Source organism: Sphaerotilus montanus (genome assembly GCF_013410775.1).
GTDB lineage: Bacteria > Pseudomonadota > Gammaproteobacteria > Burkholderiales > Burkholderiaceae_C > Sphaerotilus > Sphaerotilus montanus.
The window spans coordinates 3924751-3944928 of sequence record NZ_JACCFH010000001.1 but is presented as its reverse complement, the minus strand read 5'-3'; the positions used below and the strand labels follow the sequence as shown (position 1 = coordinate 3944928).

General features: G+C 64.3%; 13 protein-coding genes. 2 read left to right on the top strand and 11 right to left on the bottom strand.

Annotated features, from left to right (window positions below):
* Nucleotide 1: 1 nt before the first annotated feature.
* Both BDD16_RS17920 and BDD16_RS17915 read right to left on the bottom strand, forming a co-directional pair.
* Entirely contained in the window at nucleotides 2-1495 is a 1494-nt protein-coding gene (locus BDD16_RS17920; protein ID WP_179635189.1) for an ATP-binding protein, read from the bottom strand.
* Between the two features lie 583 nt (nucleotides 1496-2078).
* Entirely contained in the window at nucleotides 2079-3746 is a 1668-nt protein-coding gene (locus BDD16_RS17915) for a DNA cytosine methyltransferase (RefSeq protein WP_179635188.1), read from the bottom strand.
* An 89-nt stretch (nucleotides 3747-3835) separates the two neighbouring features.
* Here BDD16_RS17915 and BDD16_RS17910 point away from each other — a divergent pair, with 89 nt between their 5' ends.
* Together BDD16_RS17910 and BDD16_RS17905 are read left to right on the top strand one after the other, a co-directional pair.
* Nucleotides 3836-4261 carry a very short patch repair endonuclease gene (locus BDD16_RS17910; protein WP_179635187.1) on the top strand — a complete coding sequence of 142 codons (426 nt, stop codon included), beginning with the start codon at nucleotides 3836-3838 and terminating at the stop codon, nucleotides 4259-4261.
* Between the two features lie 189 nt (nucleotides 4262-4450).
* Entirely contained in the window at nucleotides 4451-5311 is an 861-nt protein-coding gene (locus BDD16_RS17905) for a J domain-containing protein (protein ID WP_179635186.1), read from the top strand.
* Nucleotides 5312-5318: 7 nt separating this feature from the next.
* Here the strand turns inward: BDD16_RS17905 and BDD16_RS17900 are convergent, their stop codons facing one another.
* The 9 genes from BDD16_RS17900 to BDD16_RS17860 form a co-directional block, all read right to left on the bottom strand.
* Complete coding sequence (locus tag BDD16_RS17900) at nucleotides 5319-6524, bottom strand: PLP-dependent transferase (protein WP_179635185.1); 1206 nt, start codon at nucleotides 6522-6524, stop codon at nucleotides 5319-5321.
* The gene (gene rimO / locus BDD16_RS17895) at nucleotides 6521-7900 is read right to left on the bottom strand and encodes a 30S ribosomal protein S12 methylthiotransferase RimO (RefSeq protein ID WP_179635184.1); all 1380 of its coding nucleotides are present in this window, start codon (nucleotides 7898-7900) and stop codon (nucleotides 6521-6523) included. Before rimO ends, BDD16_RS17900 begins: the two co-directional genes overlap by 4 nt.
* Nucleotides 7897-11010, bottom strand: coding sequence for a type I restriction endonuclease subunit R (locus tag BDD16_RS17890; protein WP_179635183.1), 3114 nt, complete (start codon nucleotides 11008-11010; stop codon nucleotides 7897-7899). The genes rimO and BDD16_RS17890 overlap by 4 nt, the downstream gene beginning before the upstream one ends.
* 63 nt (nucleotides 11011-11073) lie before the next feature.
* The gene (locus tag BDD16_RS17885) at nucleotides 11074-12195 is read right to left on the bottom strand and encodes a DUF4268 domain-containing protein (RefSeq protein ID WP_179635182.1); all 1122 of its coding nucleotides are present in this window, start codon (nucleotides 12193-12195) and stop codon (nucleotides 11074-11076) included.
* Nucleotides 12195-13538 carry a restriction endonuclease subunit S gene (locus BDD16_RS17880; RefSeq protein WP_179635181.1) on the bottom strand — a complete coding sequence of 448 codons (1344 nt, stop codon included), beginning with the start codon at nucleotides 13536-13538 and terminating at the stop codon, nucleotides 12195-12197. Before BDD16_RS17880 ends, BDD16_RS17885 begins: the two co-directional genes overlap by 1 nt.
* A 49-nt stretch (nucleotides 13539-13587) precedes the next feature.
* Complete coding sequence (locus tag BDD16_RS23350) at nucleotides 13588-13989, bottom strand: helix-turn-helix domain-containing protein (protein WP_179635180.1); 402 nt, start codon at nucleotides 13987-13989, stop codon at nucleotides 13588-13590.
* Nucleotides 13973-14221 carry a type II toxin-antitoxin system RelE/ParE family toxin gene (locus BDD16_RS17870; protein ID WP_218897856.1) on the bottom strand — a complete coding sequence of 83 codons (249 nt, stop codon included), beginning with the start codon at nucleotides 14219-14221 and terminating at the stop codon, nucleotides 13973-13975. The genes BDD16_RS23350 and BDD16_RS17870 overlap by 17 nt, the downstream gene beginning before the upstream one ends.
* Before the next feature lie 301 nt (nucleotides 14222-14522).
* Nucleotides 14523-16364, bottom strand: a complete 1842-nt coding sequence (locus tag BDD16_RS17865; RefSeq protein ID WP_179635179.1) for a type I restriction-modification system subunit M — start codon at nucleotides 16362-16364, stop codon at nucleotides 14523-14525.
* Nucleotides 16365-16524: 160 nt separating this feature from the next.
* Complete coding sequence (locus BDD16_RS17860; RefSeq protein ID WP_179635178.1) at nucleotides 16525-19680, bottom strand: hypothetical protein; 3156 nt, start codon at nucleotides 19678-19680, stop codon at nucleotides 16525-16527.
* Nucleotides 19681-20178 lie beyond the last annotated feature (498 nt).

Sequence of the window (20178 nt, the reverse complement as noted above, 5' to 3'; positions counted from 1 at the left end):
TTCATTTTTTCCCTCTCAATTTGATAGTTGCCTCGATAATTCGCCGAGTATCATCCCAGGCTGACCGAAACGGATCAACATCCTTCATCATCGACATAATTTTCTGGATATCATTACCGGAACTCAGAAGAACAGAAAGAATCGACTGCACAGCCTGAACCAATGTATCTTCATCTACCCGGTCCGGGACAATCTGCTCTGCCGCACCGGCCATATCAGCATGTAGAGTCTCGATAGGAAGAGAAGCACCAATCAGAGCGATGCAGTTAAAAAAGCCACGCCGTAACTCGACTGGAATGCCATTGACGAAATCAGCGAAAATAGGATGCTCAATATTAGGTCGATATCTTATCTCTCCTCCGGCCTGAATCCGGATCCACATCGGGAGCCGCTCGCTATCGACAAGCTTGCTCCCACGTTTGCTGTAGGTTCTTTTGGATCCAACCTGAATTCTCTCAATCACTTTTCTCAAGCGATCTCGAACGACGGGCGGCAGCTGTGCCGATGACTTCTTGACGTCAATCTTCCAATCTGCATCCATGCTATTTGGAATATCAATTCTGACCCGCGATAGCTTTGTGAGTTCAGACTGCCGGCATAGCCCGAACCAAGTCCCATATAAAATCAGTCGCTTGCCTCTATACAAATAAAATCCCTGAGACCTCAGGTGTCCATCAGGACCACCAATATCATCCCAATCTGCCTTACCTATCTGTTTATGATGCGGCAGCGTAAAGCTTTGGATTTCTATTTGACGCCCTCCAATGACAAGCTTTTCCTCTGGATCAGCAATAGTGGCGGGGTTCTTCTGTGCGAATGGATCCAATGGCCGAAAAATTCGTCCGTTCAGCAGAATGCGGAGTGGATTGGCCGTCTCCATGAAACGATGAAATACTAGGCGCAAATGCCATTCAGACTCGGAAATTCTTTGATTTATGACCTCAGCACGCTTGGCTGGGTTGTCGGTGTAACCTCCGGCTAGTCGATCGAGCTTTTGCCAGACAACAAGTGTCCCGACAGGCCCCAGGCGATCAATTGCCGGAATTCCTACAGTATCACTAGGCAGTTGTACAGCCCATTCGTTTCGTGTCGCAACTTCATCAAGATCCCAAATCGCAGCGCAAGTACGCCCGGCCTTTCTGGAAACAACAGTCAACCGCCGGCACTGTGAAAAACTCGCACTTTTCATCCCCAATCCAAATCTCCCAAGATCTGGTGCCTCACGATTTGACAAAGGATTCTTGCTCCCAGGTCGCATAGCAGCCACAAGCTCATCCTCGGACATACCAATGCCATCATCAAGAATTGCGATATACGGCTCTCCGGAGTAAGTCTCCGTCAGTACATGAACTCGATGCGCACCCGCTGTAATTGAATTATCAATAATATCAGAAACAGCAGTCTCGAGTGAATACCCTATGTCTCTCAAACCCTCAATTAATGCAGCAGCATGGGGCGTGACGTCTGCACGTCGATCGGATGAAATATTGTTCATAAAATTATTTATGGGTAGCAAATAATGCCGCACTCACTTTACGGTATCAATTTTAAAATGCCGCAAGCCTAGCTGAACAATTAATGTGTTCAGCATGATGCTTTTCGATGAATTCGGTATATATCTCGCGAAATGCGTTGACGATCTGCCCGTAACGCAACAGAGCAAACCCAATCGGGGGACTACGTTTAGACGCTGACGGCGATAGCCGGAGCAGTAGACAAGACCTGTCCTCGCGCAGACCCCAGCAAGAACGGAAGATCCCAGTACCCGATGGAGTCGCTGATGCGGATGGTGTTGCTGCAGGGGCTCGGTCGTTGTCGAAGCTTGGGGAGGGAGTTCACGGCTTGTCCCATGCTCGATAGCCAGTGTCGCGTTCACACCGAGACTTTCGGTTTTCATCTCGTTCAGCCCCCTGTCGTTGTTTGACTAGCTGTCATTCGGAACCGAGGGCATTCTGATGTGTAGCTGCGGCCTGCGAGACGACATCGCACACAGGTTCCCGTGAATAGCCTCACTCAATCACGCAGGCATGACGTAGTTCATGCTCCACGAGCATATTTCCAACATGTCAGGTGGCAGATTAGGCCGTCAGAGACGGCGCCAACAAGTACCCAGATGCCAGCCCAGCGCGATCCAGAACATCACCCACCACTCCGCCGATCCGACAAGCCAGCATCGGCGGCACAGCGTTCCCGACCTGCGTGTACTGCGAAGTCCGGTTGCCGAGAAAGACATAGCTATCCGGAAACGTCTGGAGCCTAGCCGCCTCGCGGACCGTAAGACTTCGGCACTGCTCCGGATCCGGATGGATGAAGGCATGCCCATCCTTGCCGATGTGGCTGGTCACGGTGGTGCTGTGTGTCTCGAACAACTGGACACGGAAGCGATCCTTGAAGATGGCGGCGGAAATATTTTCCGGATCGACGTTCCGGTGGTTCGGCAACAGCGCCTTGGGGAAGTCTGCCAGCAGAGGACTGTTGTTCAGTTCTTGCCCATAGGCGGATGCGAAAAGGTAGCGAACAAGATCCTCGCTCATGTGCGAGCGCGACTCGTGGTTGGCCAGAAGGCGGATGGCCCGGTCGGCGTACCAGTCTGCATATCGTTCGGGACTCGGATGGCTCTCGACCAGCACACGATCCGTGCCCGAACCAGGGTCTGTGCCGGCAACCATACGGCTGACGGCCCCCGCCATCCGAGTCGCGACAAAACCCAGTGCCCGGTTCTCCGACTGCCGCAGTTCCTGCAGCGCCGCGTGAAACATGGGTAGCTCGAAGCTGGTGAGCGATGACGCTCCACCACCACGCCAGCTGAGCGCAGGCCGGACCGGAGGAAGCCCGCGTATCACTTCACCGACCCCTGTCGGCCGAGTCGCTATCAGGGTGCCGACACGACGCCCCGCACGCTCGAAGACGTCCTCCCGGATGCCGCAGATGATCACGCGGTGTCTCGCCTGAGGCAGGCCAAGCAACTCGGTCCGAACGATGAACTCTTCGGCGGCCGGCTCGATTGGAACCAGTGAGCCATCGGCGCCCTTCACCAGAGAAACCAGCACATAGCCTTCATCTTCATGGATCCCGCAGATGCGCCCTGGGTGGCGCAAGTCCGACTTGATCGACTCGAAGATCCCGGACCCCTCGACAGTCGAGGTCAGGATGCCTTTGACGTTCTCCATCACGAAGACCGCAGGCCGAAACTCCGCGATCACTTGCAGATATTCCTTGTAGAGGAAATGCCGGTGGTCCTCCTCTGGGCGGTAGTCTTCCTTGCCACGGTTGCGGGCGCGTCCGACCAGCGAGTAGGCCTGACATGGCGGTCCGCCAATCAGCACGATATTGTCGGGAAGCTGTCCGTCCTTCATGTACGGCTCCAGCCGCTCGCGGATCAACCGGGTGGCCTCTGTACGCCGATCAGGTCCCAGCTCGAACTTCAACGCTTCGTGTGCAGCGTCCTGACAGGCGTGGACGATCGATTCAATCCCGCAGCCGCTCAACCGCTGGATCGTTTCCCTCCAGCCGGATTCCGCGATGACACGATCCCAGGTGGCCCAGATGCCGTCCACCTGCTGAGGAGGCATGTCTGCCAGCGAGCGCCGCAATGCGCGGTGCGCCGCCCGCAGCTTCAGCGTGCAGGCCGCCATCTCGTCCTTCTCGATCGAGATGACCGTCCTGAAATCGACTCGTGAGGCACGGGACAAGCCTTCGCCGAGACCACCCGGGCCGGCGAACAGATCAATTACGGGAACGGGCATTCTTGGACTCGGGAAGACGGTCGCAACGAACTCGACCAATCGATCAAAAGGGCGGCATCCTACGCGAACACCCAGGCGGGAACCCAGCAATGACCGACGTCGTCAACCGCGAAACAAGGTCCAGGATGATGGCAGGCATCCGGGGCAAGAACACTCGTCCGGAAATGCGCGTCCGGCGCTACCTGCACGCGACCGGACTGCGCTTCCGCCTCCATGACCGCACGTTGCCTGGTAGCCCGGACCTCGTGTTTCCCGCTCACCGCATCGCCGTCTTCGTTCACGGATGCTTCTGGCATCGACATCCCTTCTGCAAGTACGCGACCATGCCTGCAGAACGGCGCGAGTTCTGGCTGGAAAAATTCGGGAAGAACATCGTGCGCGACCAGCGGAACCTTCTCGCACTCGGTCAGGCGGGCTGGACACCCCTCGTCATCTGGGAATGCGAGACGCGGAGCGAAGACCGCCTGGACGAACTGTATTGGCAGATCCGCTCTGAAAGCATCACCAACCGGTGATCCCTGGAAACCCGGGGAGAGCGTATTTGTCTGAATCACCATCACACCCGCAATCGGCACGAACTGCCGATCGGCATCCGGAATCTGCAAGATCCACCAGCACACGCGCCGCGCCGCGCAGAGGACACCACCTACCCAAGCGGACCTCAAGCCGCACGACCAGACAACCCGGTAGCATCACCGCTATCCATGTCCAGCCCTCCCCCACCCGCACCGCCCGCCGCCCACGATCACTACCAGACCCTGGGCCTGGCACGCCACGCCGAAGCGGTCGTCGTCAAGGCCGCCTACCGGGCGATGGCCTCGCTGTACCACCCCGACCGCAACCCGCACCCGGACGCGATCGACCGGATCCAGCGCATCAACATCGCCCACGACGTGCTGTCGGATCCGGTGAGCCGGCGCGCGTACGACGCCACGCTGAACGGCAGCAGCCCGCCCCCTGCACCGGCCGACGACAACGACGGCCCCGATCCGCTGGCCGAGCGCTGGAAGATCGCCGCCGGTTTCTTCCCCGAGATCCAGCGCATCCACGCCCGGCTGGAGCGCCTGTCGGTCCACATGGGTGACGAGTTTCGCCTGCAATTGCTGCAGCACCAGAACTACGCCGAGGCCGACGCCCTCGCCGACCGGCTGCGCACCGAGTTCCTGAGCCGCCATTTCGGCACCGACGAGGCCCTGCTCGCCTACGCCGAGCAGTTGCTGCTGGCCCGCGAGATCGAGGCGGCGCGCTTCGTCAGCCAGATCGTGTCGGTGCTCGGCCGCAGCGTCACGGTCGACAGCGTGCGCGAGAAGATCGAGCAGCGCTACCCGCGCTCCATCGGCAACCTGCGCAAGCGGGCGCTGTACGCCCGGATCGCGCACAAGGCCGACGGGCCGCCGGACCGCGACGCCATCACCGAACTGGTGGGCCTGTGCGGCGGGGTGGTGCAGCGCGCCCTGCTGCGCACAGGGGGCACGCTGCTGCTGGGCACGCACGACGTGAAGTTCGAGGATGACGAGGAACTGCGCCAGCTCGTGGCGCGCCGGCTCGCCGCCGAATGCGGCTGAAGCGGGATCACGTCGGCAGGTCGGCCATCCCTGCCAGCGCCTGCGCCAGATCGCCCACCAGATCCTCCACCGCCTCCAGCCCGATGCACAGGCGCACCAGCGTGCCGCGGTACGGCGTCGCCAGCGCGCGCATCGCCTTGGGCTGGTACGGCACGGCCAGGCTCACCGGCCCGCCCCACGACCAGCCGATGCGGAACAGCCGCAGCGCGTCGACGAAGGCATCGACCTGCGCGACGCTGGTGCGCGGGTCGAATTCGACTGTGACCAGCCCGGCCGCCGCCGAGCACAGGCCCGCCCAGTGCGCGTGTCCCGGTGAATCGGGCAGCGCCGGATGCAGCACCCGCACGAACTCGGCCCGCCCCGCGCACCAGGCGGCGATGTGCCGCCCCGCCACGTCCTGCGCCGCGTAGCGCAGCGCCAGCGACGGCAGACCGCGCAGCAGCGCCTCCACATCGTTCGCACCCACGCCCAGCCCGAGCCGGCTGTGGCACCACGCAAGCCGCTGGTGCAGCGCGTCGTCCCGGCACGCGACCGAGCCCATCAGCACGTCCGCACCGCCGGACGGGTACTTGGTCAGCGCATGCACCGTCACGTCCACCGCCTGCCCCTCGCCGAGGTCGAAGGCGTTGAACGCGATCCCGGCGCCCCAGGTGTTGTCGAGTGCGACCACCGCCTGCGGCGCATGCGCCCTCGCCTCGCGCACCAGCGTGCGCAGGTCCGGGAACTCCAGCGTCACCGACCCCGGCGCCTCCAGCCAGACCAGCTTGGTTTTCTCATTCAGCGCGGCCACCAGCGAGGCCGGGTCCATCGGGTCGTACAGCCGGTACGCGATGCCCCACTGCTTCAGCTCGTGTGCGGCAAAGCTGCGGCTCGGGCCGTAGACGTTGTCCGGCAGCAGCACCTCGTCGCCCGCCGACAGCAGCGCCATGTCCACCAGCGTGATCGCCGACAGCCCGCTCGGCACGAGCAGGACGTGATGCGCGCCTTCGAGCGTGGCGAGCCGCGCCTCCAGCGTGAACGTGGTCGGCGTGCCGTGCAGGCCGTAGGTGTAGCCGCTCTTGTCGTCCCAGCGGCGCGAGCGCGTCGCCGCGACGTTCGGAAAGAACACCGTCGAGGCCTTGAAGATCCCCGGCGGCAGCGCGTCGAACTCCGGCGGCGCCACGTAGGGGTGGTGGATCAGGGCCGTCGCCAGGGCGTCTTTCCGGTCGGTCACAGCAGTTCACCCACCAGGTCGTGGCCCGAGGTGCCGACGATGCGCACCCGCGCGAAGTCGCCGACCTTCATCGTCTTCGAAGCCTTGGTCGGCGGCAGGATCTTCACCGTGCCGTCGATCTCGGGCGCGTCCGCGTAGGTGCGCGCCACGCCGCCCTTCTTGCCCATCGACGGCGCGCTGTCCACCAGCACCTGCATGGCCGAGCCGACGCGGCGCTGCAGCTTGGCGGTCGAGACGGCTTCGGCGACGGCCATGAAGCGGGCGCGGCGCTCTTCGCGCACGGCGTCCGGCAGCGCGCCTTCCAGCGCATTGGCCGGCGCGCCTTCGATCGGCGAGTAGGCGAAGCAGCCGGCGCGGTCGATCTGCGCTTCCTTCAGGAAGTCGAGCAGGTACTCGAACTCGGCCTCGGTTTCACCCGGGAACCCAGCGATGAAGGTCGAGCGCACGACGATCTCGGGGCAGGCCTCGCGCCACTTCAGCAAGCGCTCCAGGTTGCGCTCGCCGCTCGCGGGCCGCTTCATGCGCTTGAGCACGTCCGGATGCGCGTGCTGGAACGGCACGTCCAGGTACGGCAGCACCAGCCCCTCGGCCATCAGCGGCAGGATCTCGTCGACGTGCGGGTACGGGTAGACGTAGTGCAGGCGGACCCAGGCGCCGTGCTGCTTGGCCAGCTCACCCAGTTGCGCGACGAGGTCGAGCATCTTGGTCTTCACGGGCTTGCCGTCCCAGAAGCCGGTGCGGTACTTGACGTCGACGCCGTAGGCCGACGTGTCCTGGCTGATGACGAGCAGTTCCTTCACGCCGCCCTCGAACAGCGCCCGCGCCTCGTTCAGCACATCGCCGATCGGCCGCGAGACGAGGTCACCGCGCATCGACGGGATGATGCAGAACGAGCAGCGGTGGTTGCAGCCCTCGCTGATCTTCAGGTAGGCGTAGTGCTTCGGGGTCAGCTTGATGCCGGCGGCGGGCACGAGGTCGATGAAGGGGTCGTGCGGCTTGGGCACGTGCAGGTGGACGGCGTCCATCACTTCCTGCGTCGCGTGCGGCCCGGTGACGGCGAGCACGCTGGGGTGCATCTGGCGCACGAGGTTGCCGCCGGCGTCGCCGGTCTTGGCGCCCAGGCAGCCGGTGACGATGACCTTGCCGTTGGCGGCCAGCGCTTCGCCGATGGTGTCAAGGCTTTCCTTGACCGCGTCGTCGATGAAGCCGCAGGTGTTGACGATCACCAGGTCCGCGCCCTGGAAAGTCTTGCTGGTGGCGTAGCCCTCGGCGCTGAGCTGGGTCAGGATCAGCTCGGAGTCGGTGAGCGCCTTCGGGCAGCCGAGCGAGACGAAGCCGATGCGCGGAGCGCGCTCAAGTGTGTTGATGTCGTTCATGGGTGTGCATTGTGCCTACCTGATGACCGCCCCCGCAGCGCCTCGTAGAGCTGCGCAGGCCCGAGCAGGATGTCGCGCAGCCCCTCCCTCACCCGCTCGGAGCCCAGCGCCTGCGTGCTCATCGTGGTGTGGGCGTCCAGCGCGTCCATGATGGCGTGCATCAGCGCGTCTTTCAGGTCTGGCGAGTTGGCGAACTGCTCCTTGGTGTTGCTGGCGGCCTGGCGCAGCAGCGTCTCGTTCTCCAGCAGCTTGCCCCGGAGCACGCCGTTGACGTAGACGAGCTGGTCGCCGTCGGTCAGCTCGCCTTCGAACAGGCCGTTCACCTTCTGGATGATCTCGTCCAGGTAGGTCTTTTCCTTTTCCTGCACCGCGCCGCTGCCCACCGCGTCGATGGGTGGCAGCGTGTAGCGGCCGTTGGCGTCGAGCCCCATGGCTTGTCGGCCGTGGTTCTTCAGGGTGTGGTGGGTCAGCACCACCTTGCTGAGGTCCACCGTGTCGCGCTCCCGGCCGAATTCCAGCAGCGGGATCAGCCGCTTGAAGAACAGGAAGCGCTTCTCGATGTCGGTGTTGCCGTAGTCGAAGATCTGGCTGAGGAAGCTGTACAGCCGCACGAAGGCGCCCATGTCGTTCTTGAACAGCACCAGGGCATCCAGCGTGTCCTTCGCCTGCGCGGCGGTCTTGTCGTCACCCCGCGCCAGTGCGGCGGTGCGCTCGTGCTGCGCGGCCTTGTAGCGCCGCAGCAGGCGGTCGGCCACTGGGGCTATTGCCGCGTCGAGCTGCTTCTGCGTGCCGAGCGGGTCCAGGTCCACCTTGGCGACCCGGTCCACCTCGAAGTCGTCGTAGTGGCCGGCGGCGTCCAGCTTCGCCCGCAGGTCGTAGACCAGGTGCGGGTCGGTGGCGGCTTCCAGTTCGGCCGTCTGGTAGTAGGTCTTGAAGGCCTTGAGGATCTCGGCCGGCTCGTTGACGAAGTCGAGGATGTAGGTCGTGTCCTTGCCGGGGTGCGACCGGTTCAGCCGCGACAGCGTCTGCACCGCCTGGATGCCGCCGAGCACCTTGTCGATGTACATGCCGCACAGCAGCGGCTGGTCAAACCCGGTCTGGAACTTGTTGGCCACCAGCAGCAGGTGGAACTCAGGCGCGGCGAACGCATCCCGGATGTCCCGCCCCTTGAGGCCAGGGTTCAGCTCCTTGGACGCCTCGGTGACCGCATCCGGGTAGCTGTCCGGATCGTCCACCTCGCCCGAGAACGCGGTCAGCACGCCCAGCGGGTAGTGCTGGCGGGCGATGTAGGCGCGGATGGCCTTCTGCCAGCGCACCGCCTCCTTGCGGGAGCCGACCACCACCATCGCCTTGGCCCGCCCCTGCAGCAGCGGCTGCACGTTCTCGCGGTAGTGCTCGACGACGACCTGCACCTTCTGGGCGATGTTGTACGGGTGCAGCCGGACCCACTGCATGATCCCTTTCATCGCCGCGCTGCGCTCCACCTGCGCCTCGTCGTAGGTCTTGCCGTCGTGGGCGAGCTTGAAGGCGAGCTGGTAGCTGGTGTAGTTCTTCAGCACGTCGAGGATGAATCCTTCCTCGATCGCCTGGCGCATCGAGTAGACGTGGAACGGCTGCGGCAGGCCGTCGGCGCCCTTGCGGCCGAACAGCTCCAGCGTCTTGGCCTTGGGTGTCGCGGTGAAGGCGACATACGTCAGCCCGCTGTCCCCGGCGCGCGCGGCCATGTTGGCGGCGGCGATGTCGTTGGCGTCCACGGCGCCGCCATCCTGCAGATCCGCCCACTCCTCGGCCGACAGCAGCGTCTTGAGCTTCGCCGCCGCCTCGCCCGTCTGCGAGCTGTGCGCCTCGTCGGCGATCACGGCGAAGCGCTTGCCCTCGGTGGCCGCGAGTTCCTGCACGGCCTTCAAGGCAAACGGGAAGGTCTGGATGGTGCAGACGATGATCTTCTTGCCGTCCTTCAGCGCCTGCGAGAGCTGCGCGCTCTTGACGCCGTGTTCGTTCGTGATGCTCGCCACCACGCCGGCGTTGCGCTCGAAGTCGAACAGGGCTTCCTGCAACTGCACGTCCAGCACGTTGCGGTCGCTCACCACCAGCACGCTGTCGAACAGCTTGCGGTGCTCGGCGTCGTGCAGGTCCGCGAGGAAGTGGGCGGTCCAGGCGATGGAGTTGGTCTTGCCGGAGCCGGCCGAGTGCTGGATCAGGTAGCGCTGACCCGGCCCCTGGGACAGCACGTCGGCCACGAGGCGGCGCGTGGCGTCGAGCTGGTGGTAGCGCGGGAAGACCACGCTCTTGAGCTGCTTCTTGTCGTCGCGTTTGCCGATCAGGTAGCGGTGCAGGATGTCGAGCCAGCTCTCCCGCGCCCAGACCTCTTCCCACAGGTAGGCGGTGGCGAAGCCGTCGGGGTTGGGCGCGTTGCCGGCGCCGCCGTCGTGGCCGCGGTTGAACGGAAGGAACACCGTGGCCGGCCCCGCCAGCCGTGTGGCCATCATCACTTCGGACTGGCTGACCGCGAAATGCACGAGCGCCCCGCCCGGGAAGCCCAGCAGCGGCTCCAGCAACCCGCCCTTGGGCTGCGGGTGGCGGTCGTAGCGGTACTGGTCCACCGCGTCGTGGACGGATTGCGTGAAGTCGGACTTCAGCTCCACCGTGGCCACCGCGAGGCCGTTGAGGAACAGCACCAGGTCCAGCTCGGCCTTCGGGTTGTTGGGCGAGTGCGTGACCTGCCGCACCACGCGCAGGCGGTTGGCCTCGTAGTGGGCGCGCGTCGTCGCGTTCAGCGCCAGCGCCGGCTTGAACTGGGCCAGCATCAGCGGCTCGCGCAGGCCCAGCATCTCCACGCCCCGGCGCAGCACGTCCAGCGTGCCACGCTCGTTCAGGCTCTTGCGCACCCGCTCGGCCAGCACCCGGGGCAGCGCGGGGCCGTGGGTCTTGGTGAGGCGGGTCCAGGCGTCGGGCTGGGTGGCTTCGATCCAGGCGAGCAGGTCGGGCGGGAACAGGCCGTGGGTGCGGTCGAACTGCGCGGCGTCGTTGTCGGCGTACAGCCAGCCTTGTTCGGCCAGGCGGGCGCAGATCTCGGTTTCGAAATGGATCTCGGTGTGGAGTCCGGCCATGGTGTGTTTCCCCCTGGGTCTTGTTGAAACAACGTCCACCGCTCGGCGGCGGTGTGGCGTGGGTCAGAGCACGAGTTTCGCCACGCGCGCCCGCATGGCAGTTTCAAGCCGAATCATGGCGGCGACCATGCGTTCATGGATCTGCGGCCATTGCTCGGCGGGTGACTGGTAGCCGCCGTCCGGCAGCACGCAGCGGATGCGGCAACCTTCGCTTTCCGGGAGTTCCTGCCAGTCCAGCGGGGCGCCGAAGTCGGCCTCAATGGCGGCCTGCTGTGCTTTCAGGGCATCAAAGGCCTTCCTGTTGAGTTCGGACTTGCCGGTACCGAAGCCGATCCAGAGTTCGACCTGGGCGTCGTGTCGGCGGACCACGTAGTTGAGGTCAAAACCAGTGCGTCCGATCTTGCCGGAGAGCCAGCCGTCCGTGGTCGCGGAGCGGCCGGCGTGGGCCTGCGAGCGGGGGCGGGCCAGGTCTAGCAAGGCTTCCCAGAACTGCGCCCGCAGCACCTTGCGGTCCGATCGGTCCTGCCGCTCGGCCTGTTTCTTCACGTCGATGCGGGTCTGGAACTCGGCGGCTTCCGGCAGCGGGATGATCTGCTGCACGTCGAGCAGCACGGTCTCGGCGTTGAGGCGGTAGGGCTTGAGGCGCACGCAGCGGATGTCGAGGTTGCGCTCGTTGAGCCACATGACGGCGGTGGTCAGCTCGCGGCCGAAGTTGGCGGAGGCGAGCACGATGCGCACGTCCTGGGCGAACTGGCTTTGGTTCACTTCGGTCCAGTTGAGGAAGCCGAGGATGGCGGCGCGGGCGGCGTCGGTGTCGGGGGCGGGGCCGGCGGCGAGGCGGTTGAGGTACTTGGCGTGGGTGTCGACGAGTTGGTCGAAGCGCATGGTGGAGACCATGGCGGCGTAGCGCAGGGCCTGCAGCTCCATGTGGCCGCCGTCCTCGGTGCGCTTGAGTTCGACGACGACAAGGTTGGCGTCGGTGTCGAGGCAGAGCAGGTCGATGCGGCGTGCGCTGTCGGCCCAGTCGCCGAACTCTTCGGCGATGACCAGCAGCCGCTCGCCGAGCGCGTCGATCTGCTCGCGCAGCAGGCGTTGCAGATCCTGGCGCTCCAGGATGCCTTCAGCGCCGAAGGTGGTCTCGGCCACGGGTTGCAGGCGGTCGGTGGTGTAGTGGAACAGCGGCATCAGGCGGCCTCGGTGGTGTGCTGGCGCACGTCGATCTTGCCGGTGACGGCGGCGGAAATCAGCGCGCTGCGGCGCTCTTGCAGCAAGGCGATGGTGGTTTGGGCTTCGGCGGTCAGGGCATCGATTCTGGTTGCCTCCCTACCCAGGTATGCTGATATATTTTTTTGTTCGTTCACGTCAGGAGTAGGCAAGACAAATTCAACTGCATGAGCAATATTAAACTGCTCTTGAGCTGCACCATACTGCACGATCTCTACTTGATACCTAACCACTCGACTATTCAAGAGGAAACAAAGCCAGTCGGAGCAGAAATCCCCCTTTCGCACGAGCATTACAGATGCACAATTCCCACCTTCGCATTCTGGCGGAACAACGGCAGCCACACCCGGAGCACCAACCCGAACAACCAAAACATCACCCGCGTTTAATTTTGTCTTTTTATTTCGCTCACTATCTTCCAAAGAAATTCTACGCGCACCAGCATAAGATATACACCCCTCCGATATATCTCCCCCATAAATAAACGGCAACCCCTCCGAAGAGACATACTCTGACGGATTAACAACAATTCCCACAGTTTGACTCGGCGAAATTCGTTTCAATGCCAGCATATTCCAATGCGCCGGCACCTCCCCCAGCCACTCCACCCCCGAATCCTTCATCGGCACCCGCGGATCCAGCCCCTTCGTCACGGCATGGGAGATGACCGCCTGACGCTTTTCCTTGAGGAGGTCGATCAGGGTGCGTTGTTCGGTGATGAGGGCGTCGAGCTTGGTGGTTTCGCGGACAAGAAATGCAGAAATCGTGTCTTGCTCAGATATGGGCGGAAAAGCCGTCACGAAATCCCGGACAAAGTCATCAGGAACACGTTTCTGCCCGCCTGCACCATACATCGCAGCTTCAGCGGTTTTTCGAAACGTGGTGGACAAATATAGCCAGTGAAGAAAATGGTTCGTCACATGACCCAACTTTGGCCGCGTCACGATGAGTTCAGTCGTCCCGAAACCGAAACCATTCTGCAACCCGGTCATGACGGCGCCTTTGCCGTTTTCGAAACAAGGAGTGATCTTGGCGATCGTTACATCACCTTCCTTGAAAAAGGTATAGCCCGTTTCAACTTCCCCAATCGGGCGAGTTCGGTCGAGATTCAGTTTTCCATCGTCGCCAACCGCTTCCATTGGCAGAAAAGAAACCTCTGTTTCTCGGCCAAGGTGCGCGGCTTCCGATTTGGACGGATTCAGTTCAGCCACACGGCGAATGCTCTTCACATCCCAATGCGCCGGCACCTCGCCCAGCCACTCGACCCCGGAATCCTTGTAATGCTCGTATTTCGGAAAACTCACGCTTCATCCCCCTGATATTTTCTGTCCAGCGGAGCCACCCCCGCCAACGTCAGCCCGGCAATCCCGCCAGCCGCGTCACCGTGTCCGGAAAACACGCCGCCAGCCTCAGCAGCCGCCGCGCCGCGCCCGTCGGCTCGACCCGGCCCTGCTCCCAGTTCTCCAGCGTCCGCTTCGACACCCCGAGTGCCTGCGCAAACTCGGCCTGGGACAGCCCCGACCCCGCACGCGCGGCCATCAGCTCCCAGCGAGCGCCCGTCAGCCATTCGTCCTTTTCCACCGTCCCGTCCGCCCGCACGACACAGCGCCGCACCTGCCCATCCGGCCGCGCCTCGAAGGTGGTCTTGCGCGCCCAGCGCCCCGCCTTGAGTTCACGCACCGACGCCAGCAACTCGGCCCCGATGTCCCGCTGGGCATCCCGCGCCAGCAGCTCCGCTTCAGTCAGCTTGCCCATGTTCCAGTTCCTCTCGCAGTTGTGCCAGCACATGCCCAGGGATCGAGGCCCGCACGTTCTTGGCGTAGATCACCAGCATCAAGATCTGGCCGGCCCGCGTCCGCACGTAGTAGCAGACCCGAACGCCACCGGACTTGCCCCCGCCGGGCCGCGCCCACCGCACCTTGCGCACCCCACCCGAGCCGCGCACAAGATCACCCGCGTCCGGCTGCTCGCTCAGGTACGCCTGCAACGCGGCGTAGTCGTCGTCTCAAGGTAGTCCGCCACGTAGGCCGAAAACACGGACGACTCGATGAATTCGTAGCGCATGGGTCAATACTACGCTAACAGCGTATAAAAATGCATTGTCGAAGATTGTCTCGGCAGTGCTGAGACTTTTGTAACAGGCGTGACATGCGGGTGGCCTTGTCTCACCAGTGGTGAGACTTTTACCGGCGAAGTCACCACGCGCCCGAACAGCGTCGCCTTGAACTGCCGTTCCAGATCCCGGCTCGACTTGTGACACCAGTGGTGTCACTGTTGGACAGCCGCACTCATGCCGACAGCCCCTCGATCATCTGCTTGATCCGATCCGTCGACCGCTTCAGATCCGCATCGATCTCGGCCAGCGAACGCGGCGGCTCGAAGACATAGAAATGCCGGTTGAACGGGATCTCGTAACCGACCTTGGTCTTCTCGGGATCGATCCACGCATCCGGCGCATGCGGCAGCACCTCGCGCTCGAAGTAGGAGCGGACATCGTCGCTCAGCGGCACGTTCTCGGTGTCGCGCAGCGCGCTGTCGGGCTGCGGCTTGCCCTTCTGCTTGCCCTTGGCCCCCAGCACCGGCTGACCCTGCGCGTCCCGCAGCGGACGCTCGACCGTGATCGTGGTGTAGCCGAAGTCCTCGTTGCGGAAGATGCGCGCCACCGGCACCCGCTTGAGGCGCCCGCCTTCCCGCGCCACCGGCGGAATATCGGTCCCGGTGACCAACTGCGCCTCGCCCAGCGGCTGCCCGGCCGCATCCAGCACCGTGACGAGTTCCGCCTCGGTGAAGCCGCCGAACAGGCGCGTCACCTGCTCGATGTGCGCGTCGCTCATCTCCTTGCGCTTGGAGCCCAGGCTCTTGCGCATCTTCTGCCAGAAGCTCCCCGCGTCGATGAGCTGCACAAACCCCCGGCGGTCCTCCGGCTTCTTGTTCGACAGGATCCAGACATAGGTGGCGATGCCCGTGTTGTAGAACATGTCGGTGGGCAGGCCGACGATGGCCTCCACCAGATCGTTCTCCAGCACGTAGCGGCGGATCTCGCTCTCGCCACTGCCCGCGCCACCCGTGAACAGCGGCGAGCCGTTGAGCACGATCCCGAAGCGGCTGCCCCCGTCCTGCGCCGGCCGCATCTTGGCCAGCAGGTGCATCAGGAACAGCAGCGAGCCATCCGACACCCGCGGCAGCCCCGGACCGAAGCGACCATCAAACCCCCGCTGCTCATGCTCCAGGCGCACCGCCCGCTCGACCTTCTTCCACTCCACCCCGAACGGCGGGTTGGACAGCATGTAGTCGAACTGGCGCCCGCCGTGGCCATCGTCGCTCAGCGTGTTGCCGGCCACGATGTTGCCCACGTCCTGCCCCTTGATGAGCATGTCCGCCTTGCAGATGGCGTAGGACTCGTCGTTCAGCTCCTGCCCGAACATCGTCAGCCGGGCCTGCGGGTTGTGTTCCAGCAGGTACTCGCCCGCCACCGACAACATGCCGCCAGTCCCCGCCGTCGGGTCATAGACCGTGCGCACCACGGCGTTGCCGGGCGTCAGCACGTCGTCGTCCTCGATGAACAGCAGGTTCACCATCAGCCGGATGACCTCGCGCGGCGTGAAGTGCTCCCCGGCCGTCTCGTTGGAGATCTCCGCGAACTTGCGGATCAGCTCCTCGAACACCGCGCCCATGCTGGCGTTGTCCACCCGCTCGGGGTGCAGGTCGATGTTGGCGAACTTCTCGACCACCAGGTACAGCAGGTCGGCCTTGGCCAGCCGCTCCACCTGGGTGTGGAAGTCGAAGCGCTCGAAGATGTCCCGCGCCGCCGGCGAGAAGGCCTGGATGTAGGCGTAGAGGTTCTGCCGAACATGATCCTGGTCGCCCAGCAGCGTGACGAGGTCGAGCGACGAGGTGTTGAAGAAGCTCTGTCCGGCCTTGCGCAGCAGGAAGGGCTCCGGGTTCAGGCCGGCGGCGGTGCGCGCGGCGAACTCGGCCAGCACCGCCGGCTTGGTCGCCGCCAGCACGCAGTCCAGCCGGCGCAGCACGGTGAACGGCAGGATGACGCGGCCGTATTCGCTCTGTTTGTAGTCCCCTCGCAGCAGGTCGGCGACCGACCAGATGAAGGACGACAGGGCTTGGTGGTTCAAGATCGTTTCTCCCGCGCGCAGATGGCATTGTTTCCACCATTCTCGCCGACCGGGATCGGCCGGGGATCCTGCGCCCGCGGGGCCCCGCCCGCCGTGCTATCAGGCCTGACGGGCGGCCGGCTCCAGCGCAGCCGACCACCTCCACAGACGTCGCCTGCGATCAGCGACCCAGCACACCCGCACGGTATGCAGCCGCAACCTTCGCCGCGGAACGGCGCGTGGCCGACAGCGACTGCACGCTGGCGGCGGCCGCGGGGGCCGGGGTGCCAAAGTTCGTCACCCGGACCAGCCCCGGTGCGTCGCTCTTGTAATAAAACAGGTCACCCGCCAGGCCGGTGTCGATCGAGACACTGGCGAACAGCCCGCTTTGCCCGTACTGGAATGCGCCCGCCACCGTACCGAAGTACACATCCGGCTGGGCCGGGAGGCGGCCGTAGGTCGCGAGGGTGGTGCGGGTCGCACCGTCCACCACGCGCAGCGTGGCACCAGCGTCATTCAGGTAGCGGGTGACTCCGTCCGCCAGCACGACGGCCTGGTAGACAGGCTCGGCGCCGAAGTCGCCGAGCGACCACGAAGTCGGAGCGATGCCCTGCTTGACAGCGGTGTTCGCCAGCAGAACCGGATTGCTGCCGTCCGCCCCCACCACCAGCGTGGACACCGATCCGGTGCCATCGGCCTGATAGAGCCCGAGGTAGACGTTCTCGCCCGCGGTCAGCATCTGCGACCACATCTCCAGGCTGGTCAGCGTGTGCAGCAGCGTTGTCGCACCACCCGTCTTGGGCACGGACTGCACGGTCCATGGGGTTCCCAGACCCAGCGCCACCAGCCGCGTGGGCGTCTGCTCCAGCTGGAAGACACGGGGTGTCAGGGTGGCCAGCGGCGTGGCCACCAGGCCACGGTCCACCCGCAACAGCCGACTGCCGGTGCTGCTGGAGATGGCGATGTAGGCGGCGGCACCGTCGGAGACCACCTCGACATCCGACTCGCTGCTGGTCATGGTGGTCAGCGCGACCCGGGTTGCCGGTGACGCCAGGTTGACGCCCCACAGCTTGCCGCCGTCGACAAACAGCCAGAAGCCCGACGCCGCACTGCCGAAGCTCAGGCCCAGATTGCGAAAACCCACCGGGTTGATGGTGAAGAGGTTGACGGGATTGGCCAGATTGGCGTCCAGCAGCTGCATCTGATTGCCATTGCGCACCACCAGCCCCGCAAGGGCGAGGTCGGCGGTCAGGAGTCCGGTCTGCGGCTCGGCCACGCTCGATGCCGCCTCGGTGGGGGCCATGTCCATGCGCACGGCCCGGTAGTTGTCGTCTTCCGTGCCGCACTGGCCGTCCGTACCAGGCGCCTTGAAGAAGATCCAGCTGCGCAGCGGATTGGTCGGACTGAAGCCACTGTCGGAACTGTCGGTCATCGGATCGCCGCTGTCGCCGCACAACTCGGGCGAGGTCAGCGACGACAGCAGCGTGGCCGTGGGCAGTCCGCCGTTGGTGACCACCTGGTCCACCTTGACGAGCCGGCCGCCCTGCAGATAGACGGCGAAGCGGCTGCGCGCCTGGCTGATGACCCCTGCACTGACCGAGGCTTCGATCACCCCGCTGAACATCGCGTACGCCGCCTGGCCCGCCGGCGCCAGTGTCACCACACCAGCAGGGTTGGCCGTATTGACCGCCAGGATGGCCTGCGACTGGAACGTCTGCACCCCGTTGGCGTAGGTGACGCTGCTGCTGACCGCCGGACCTGCCGGCGCCACCAGGTAGTAGCCACTGGCGCCGGTCGGCTGTGTCACGGTCAGCACGGCCGGGTTGCTGGTCAGGACGTCGGTGCCGCGGCTGATGCGCACGCTGAAGCTGGCGCCACTGTCGGCCAGGGCGGTGACGGGTGTGGTGTAGGTGGAGCTGGTGGCGCCGGCGATGTCCACGCCGTTGCGCTGCCACTGGTAGCTGGCGGCGGGCAAGCCGTCGCTGACGCTGACACTGAAGCGCGCTTGCTGGCCGACATCGACGCTCGCGGGCTGCGGTTGGCCCGTGATCTCCAGGACCGGGAGAACGGTCTGCACCGTCAGCACGGCATATTCACTGGTGACCGAGCCGGTGGCACTGCGGACGACGACCGCGTAGCGCGCCCCGTTGTCGTCCGCTGACACCGCCGCGACCACGTGGCGGGCGGCATTGGCGCCTGGGATGTCGATGCCGTTGCGCTGCCACTGGTAGCGCAGGGTGCCGGCTCCGCTCGCCTCGACGAGCAGCGGCATCGAACTGCCGGCCGGCAGCGTGCGCGATGCGGGCGGCACCAGGATCTGCGGCAGGGCCACGACATCGCGCATCACCAGACAGGCACCCAGGGTGATGTCCGTGCTGGAAGGCCCGACCCGCACGCTGGCAGCGCTGCGCGGGCCCAGTTCAGCCATGAGGCTGGCGATGCTGTCCTTGCGCATGCGCACGACAAAATCGCCATTGGCATTGCTCCAGTCGAGGTCAATGCCTGAATAGTCACTGCCGCTGGTGTGGACCAGGGCACTGGCCACCCGACGCGCAGCGGCATCCTGCACACAGCCGAACACCCGGATGGTCTCGGTGATCTGGTCGGCATTCCAGTAGCTGAAATGGCCCACCGTGCCCTCGTAATACTGGTCGGGCGCCGTGCCGGTCAGGCTGGCGCTGCCTTCCTGTACCCACAGGCCGGTGGTCTCGTTCAGATAGAACAGCGGCACCGTGGCCGGTGGCACGGCACTGCGGCTGGACAGGGGAATCCGGAGGGTGGCGGTCTTCCCGCTGGCCAGGTTCAGCGATGCACCGCTGGCGTCCGTCAGGGTCACCTGGAGGGCGCCAAAGCTCTCGATCTGTGCCGTGCCGCCGCCTGCGGTCTGCGCGGTGTAGTTGCCGGGCATGTTGGCGGGGTCGGATGCCGGGTCGATGACCGTCAGCTCGACCCGGACCGGGCCCGTCGCCGCGGCACCCGAAGCGCTGACCAGCCCCCCCGCCGGCAGCGTGACCTGGGCCGGCGAGCCTGCCACGCCGATCACTCCGCCGCTGGTGGCGTCCACCGTCTGGCTGGCGCTGACGGGCGTCAGGCGGGCACTGGCTTGCGCGACGGCACCGGACGTGACCGATACCGGAACAACCCCCTTGGCATAACCGGCCAGGGAGTAGGTCACCACCTGGCCATCGCCAGCCGGAACGGCCGTCAGCGTGTAGCTGCCGTCGGCCGCGGTGACGGTGCTGTGGCCTGCCACGACCACTGCCACGCCGGCCAGATCGGCCCCGGTCGAGGACGCCACCACCGTGCCGTGCACGGTGCCGGCAGCCTGTGCAGGCACGTCCGCACTCCCCCCGCCACCTCCGCACCCTGAAAGGATGAGCACCGCACCGCTGAGCGCAGCGCACAGGCTGCGCCGAATGCCGAATACCGTCATGTCGTTGTCTTTCCGGACGTGGAACACCATTTTTTTCAATGGGTGCTCGCTTCCGTCTTCCGTCGGCACCCCCCCTTGCGGTGGATGGTATTCGCAGATTCGGACATTCCGGCAACATATCTCTCTGACGCTGAAAACACGCCAGATCGATTGACACGGGGCAGATTGGCCACTGCGTGAACTGGATGCGGACACGCGGGGCATGCAGCAGATTCGGACCCCAGAAAGGCCAATGGGCTAGCTCCTTGTGAGAGCTAACCCATTGAATTCATTGGTCGGGACGGTGGGATTCGAACTCACTACCCCTTGCACCCCATGCAAGTAACACAGCATCTACAACCATCAGCCATTGACCAGCATCATTCAGTCAAACCAATAAAAATCAATGACTTACGGATGAAC

Excerpts from the sequence above, each read along its gene's own strand:
- BDD16_RS17920 (WP_179635189.1), bottom strand. The coding sequence starts at position 1,495 with ATGAACAATATTTCATCCGATCGACGTGCAGACGTCACGCCCCATGCT.
- BDD16_RS17915 (WP_179635188.1), bottom strand. The coding sequence starts at position 3,746 with ATGCCCGTTCCCGTAATTGATCTGTTCGCCGGCCCGGGTGGTCTCGGC.
- BDD16_RS17910 (WP_179635187.1), top strand. The coding sequence starts at position 3,836 with ATGACCGACGTCGTCAACCGCGAAACAAGGTCCAGGATGATGGCAGGC.
- BDD16_RS17905 (WP_179635186.1), top strand. The coding sequence starts at position 4,451 with ATGTCCAGCCCTCCCCCACCCGCACCGCCCGCCGCCCACGATCACTAC.
- rimO (WP_179635184.1), bottom strand. The coding sequence starts at position 7,900 with ATGAACGACATCAACACACTTGAGCGCGCTCCGCGCATCGGCTTCGTC.
- BDD16_RS17890 (WP_179635183.1), bottom strand. The coding sequence starts at position 11,010 with ATGGCCGGACTCCACACCGAGATCCATTTCGAAACCGAGATCTGCGCC.
- BDD16_RS17885 (WP_179635182.1), bottom strand. The coding sequence starts at position 12,195 with ATGCCGCTGTTCCACTACACCACCGACCGCCTGCAACCCGTGGCCGAG.
- BDD16_RS23350 (WP_179635180.1), bottom strand. The coding sequence starts at position 13,989 with ATGGGCAAGCTGACTGAAGCGGAGCTGCTGGCGCGGGATGCCCAGCGG.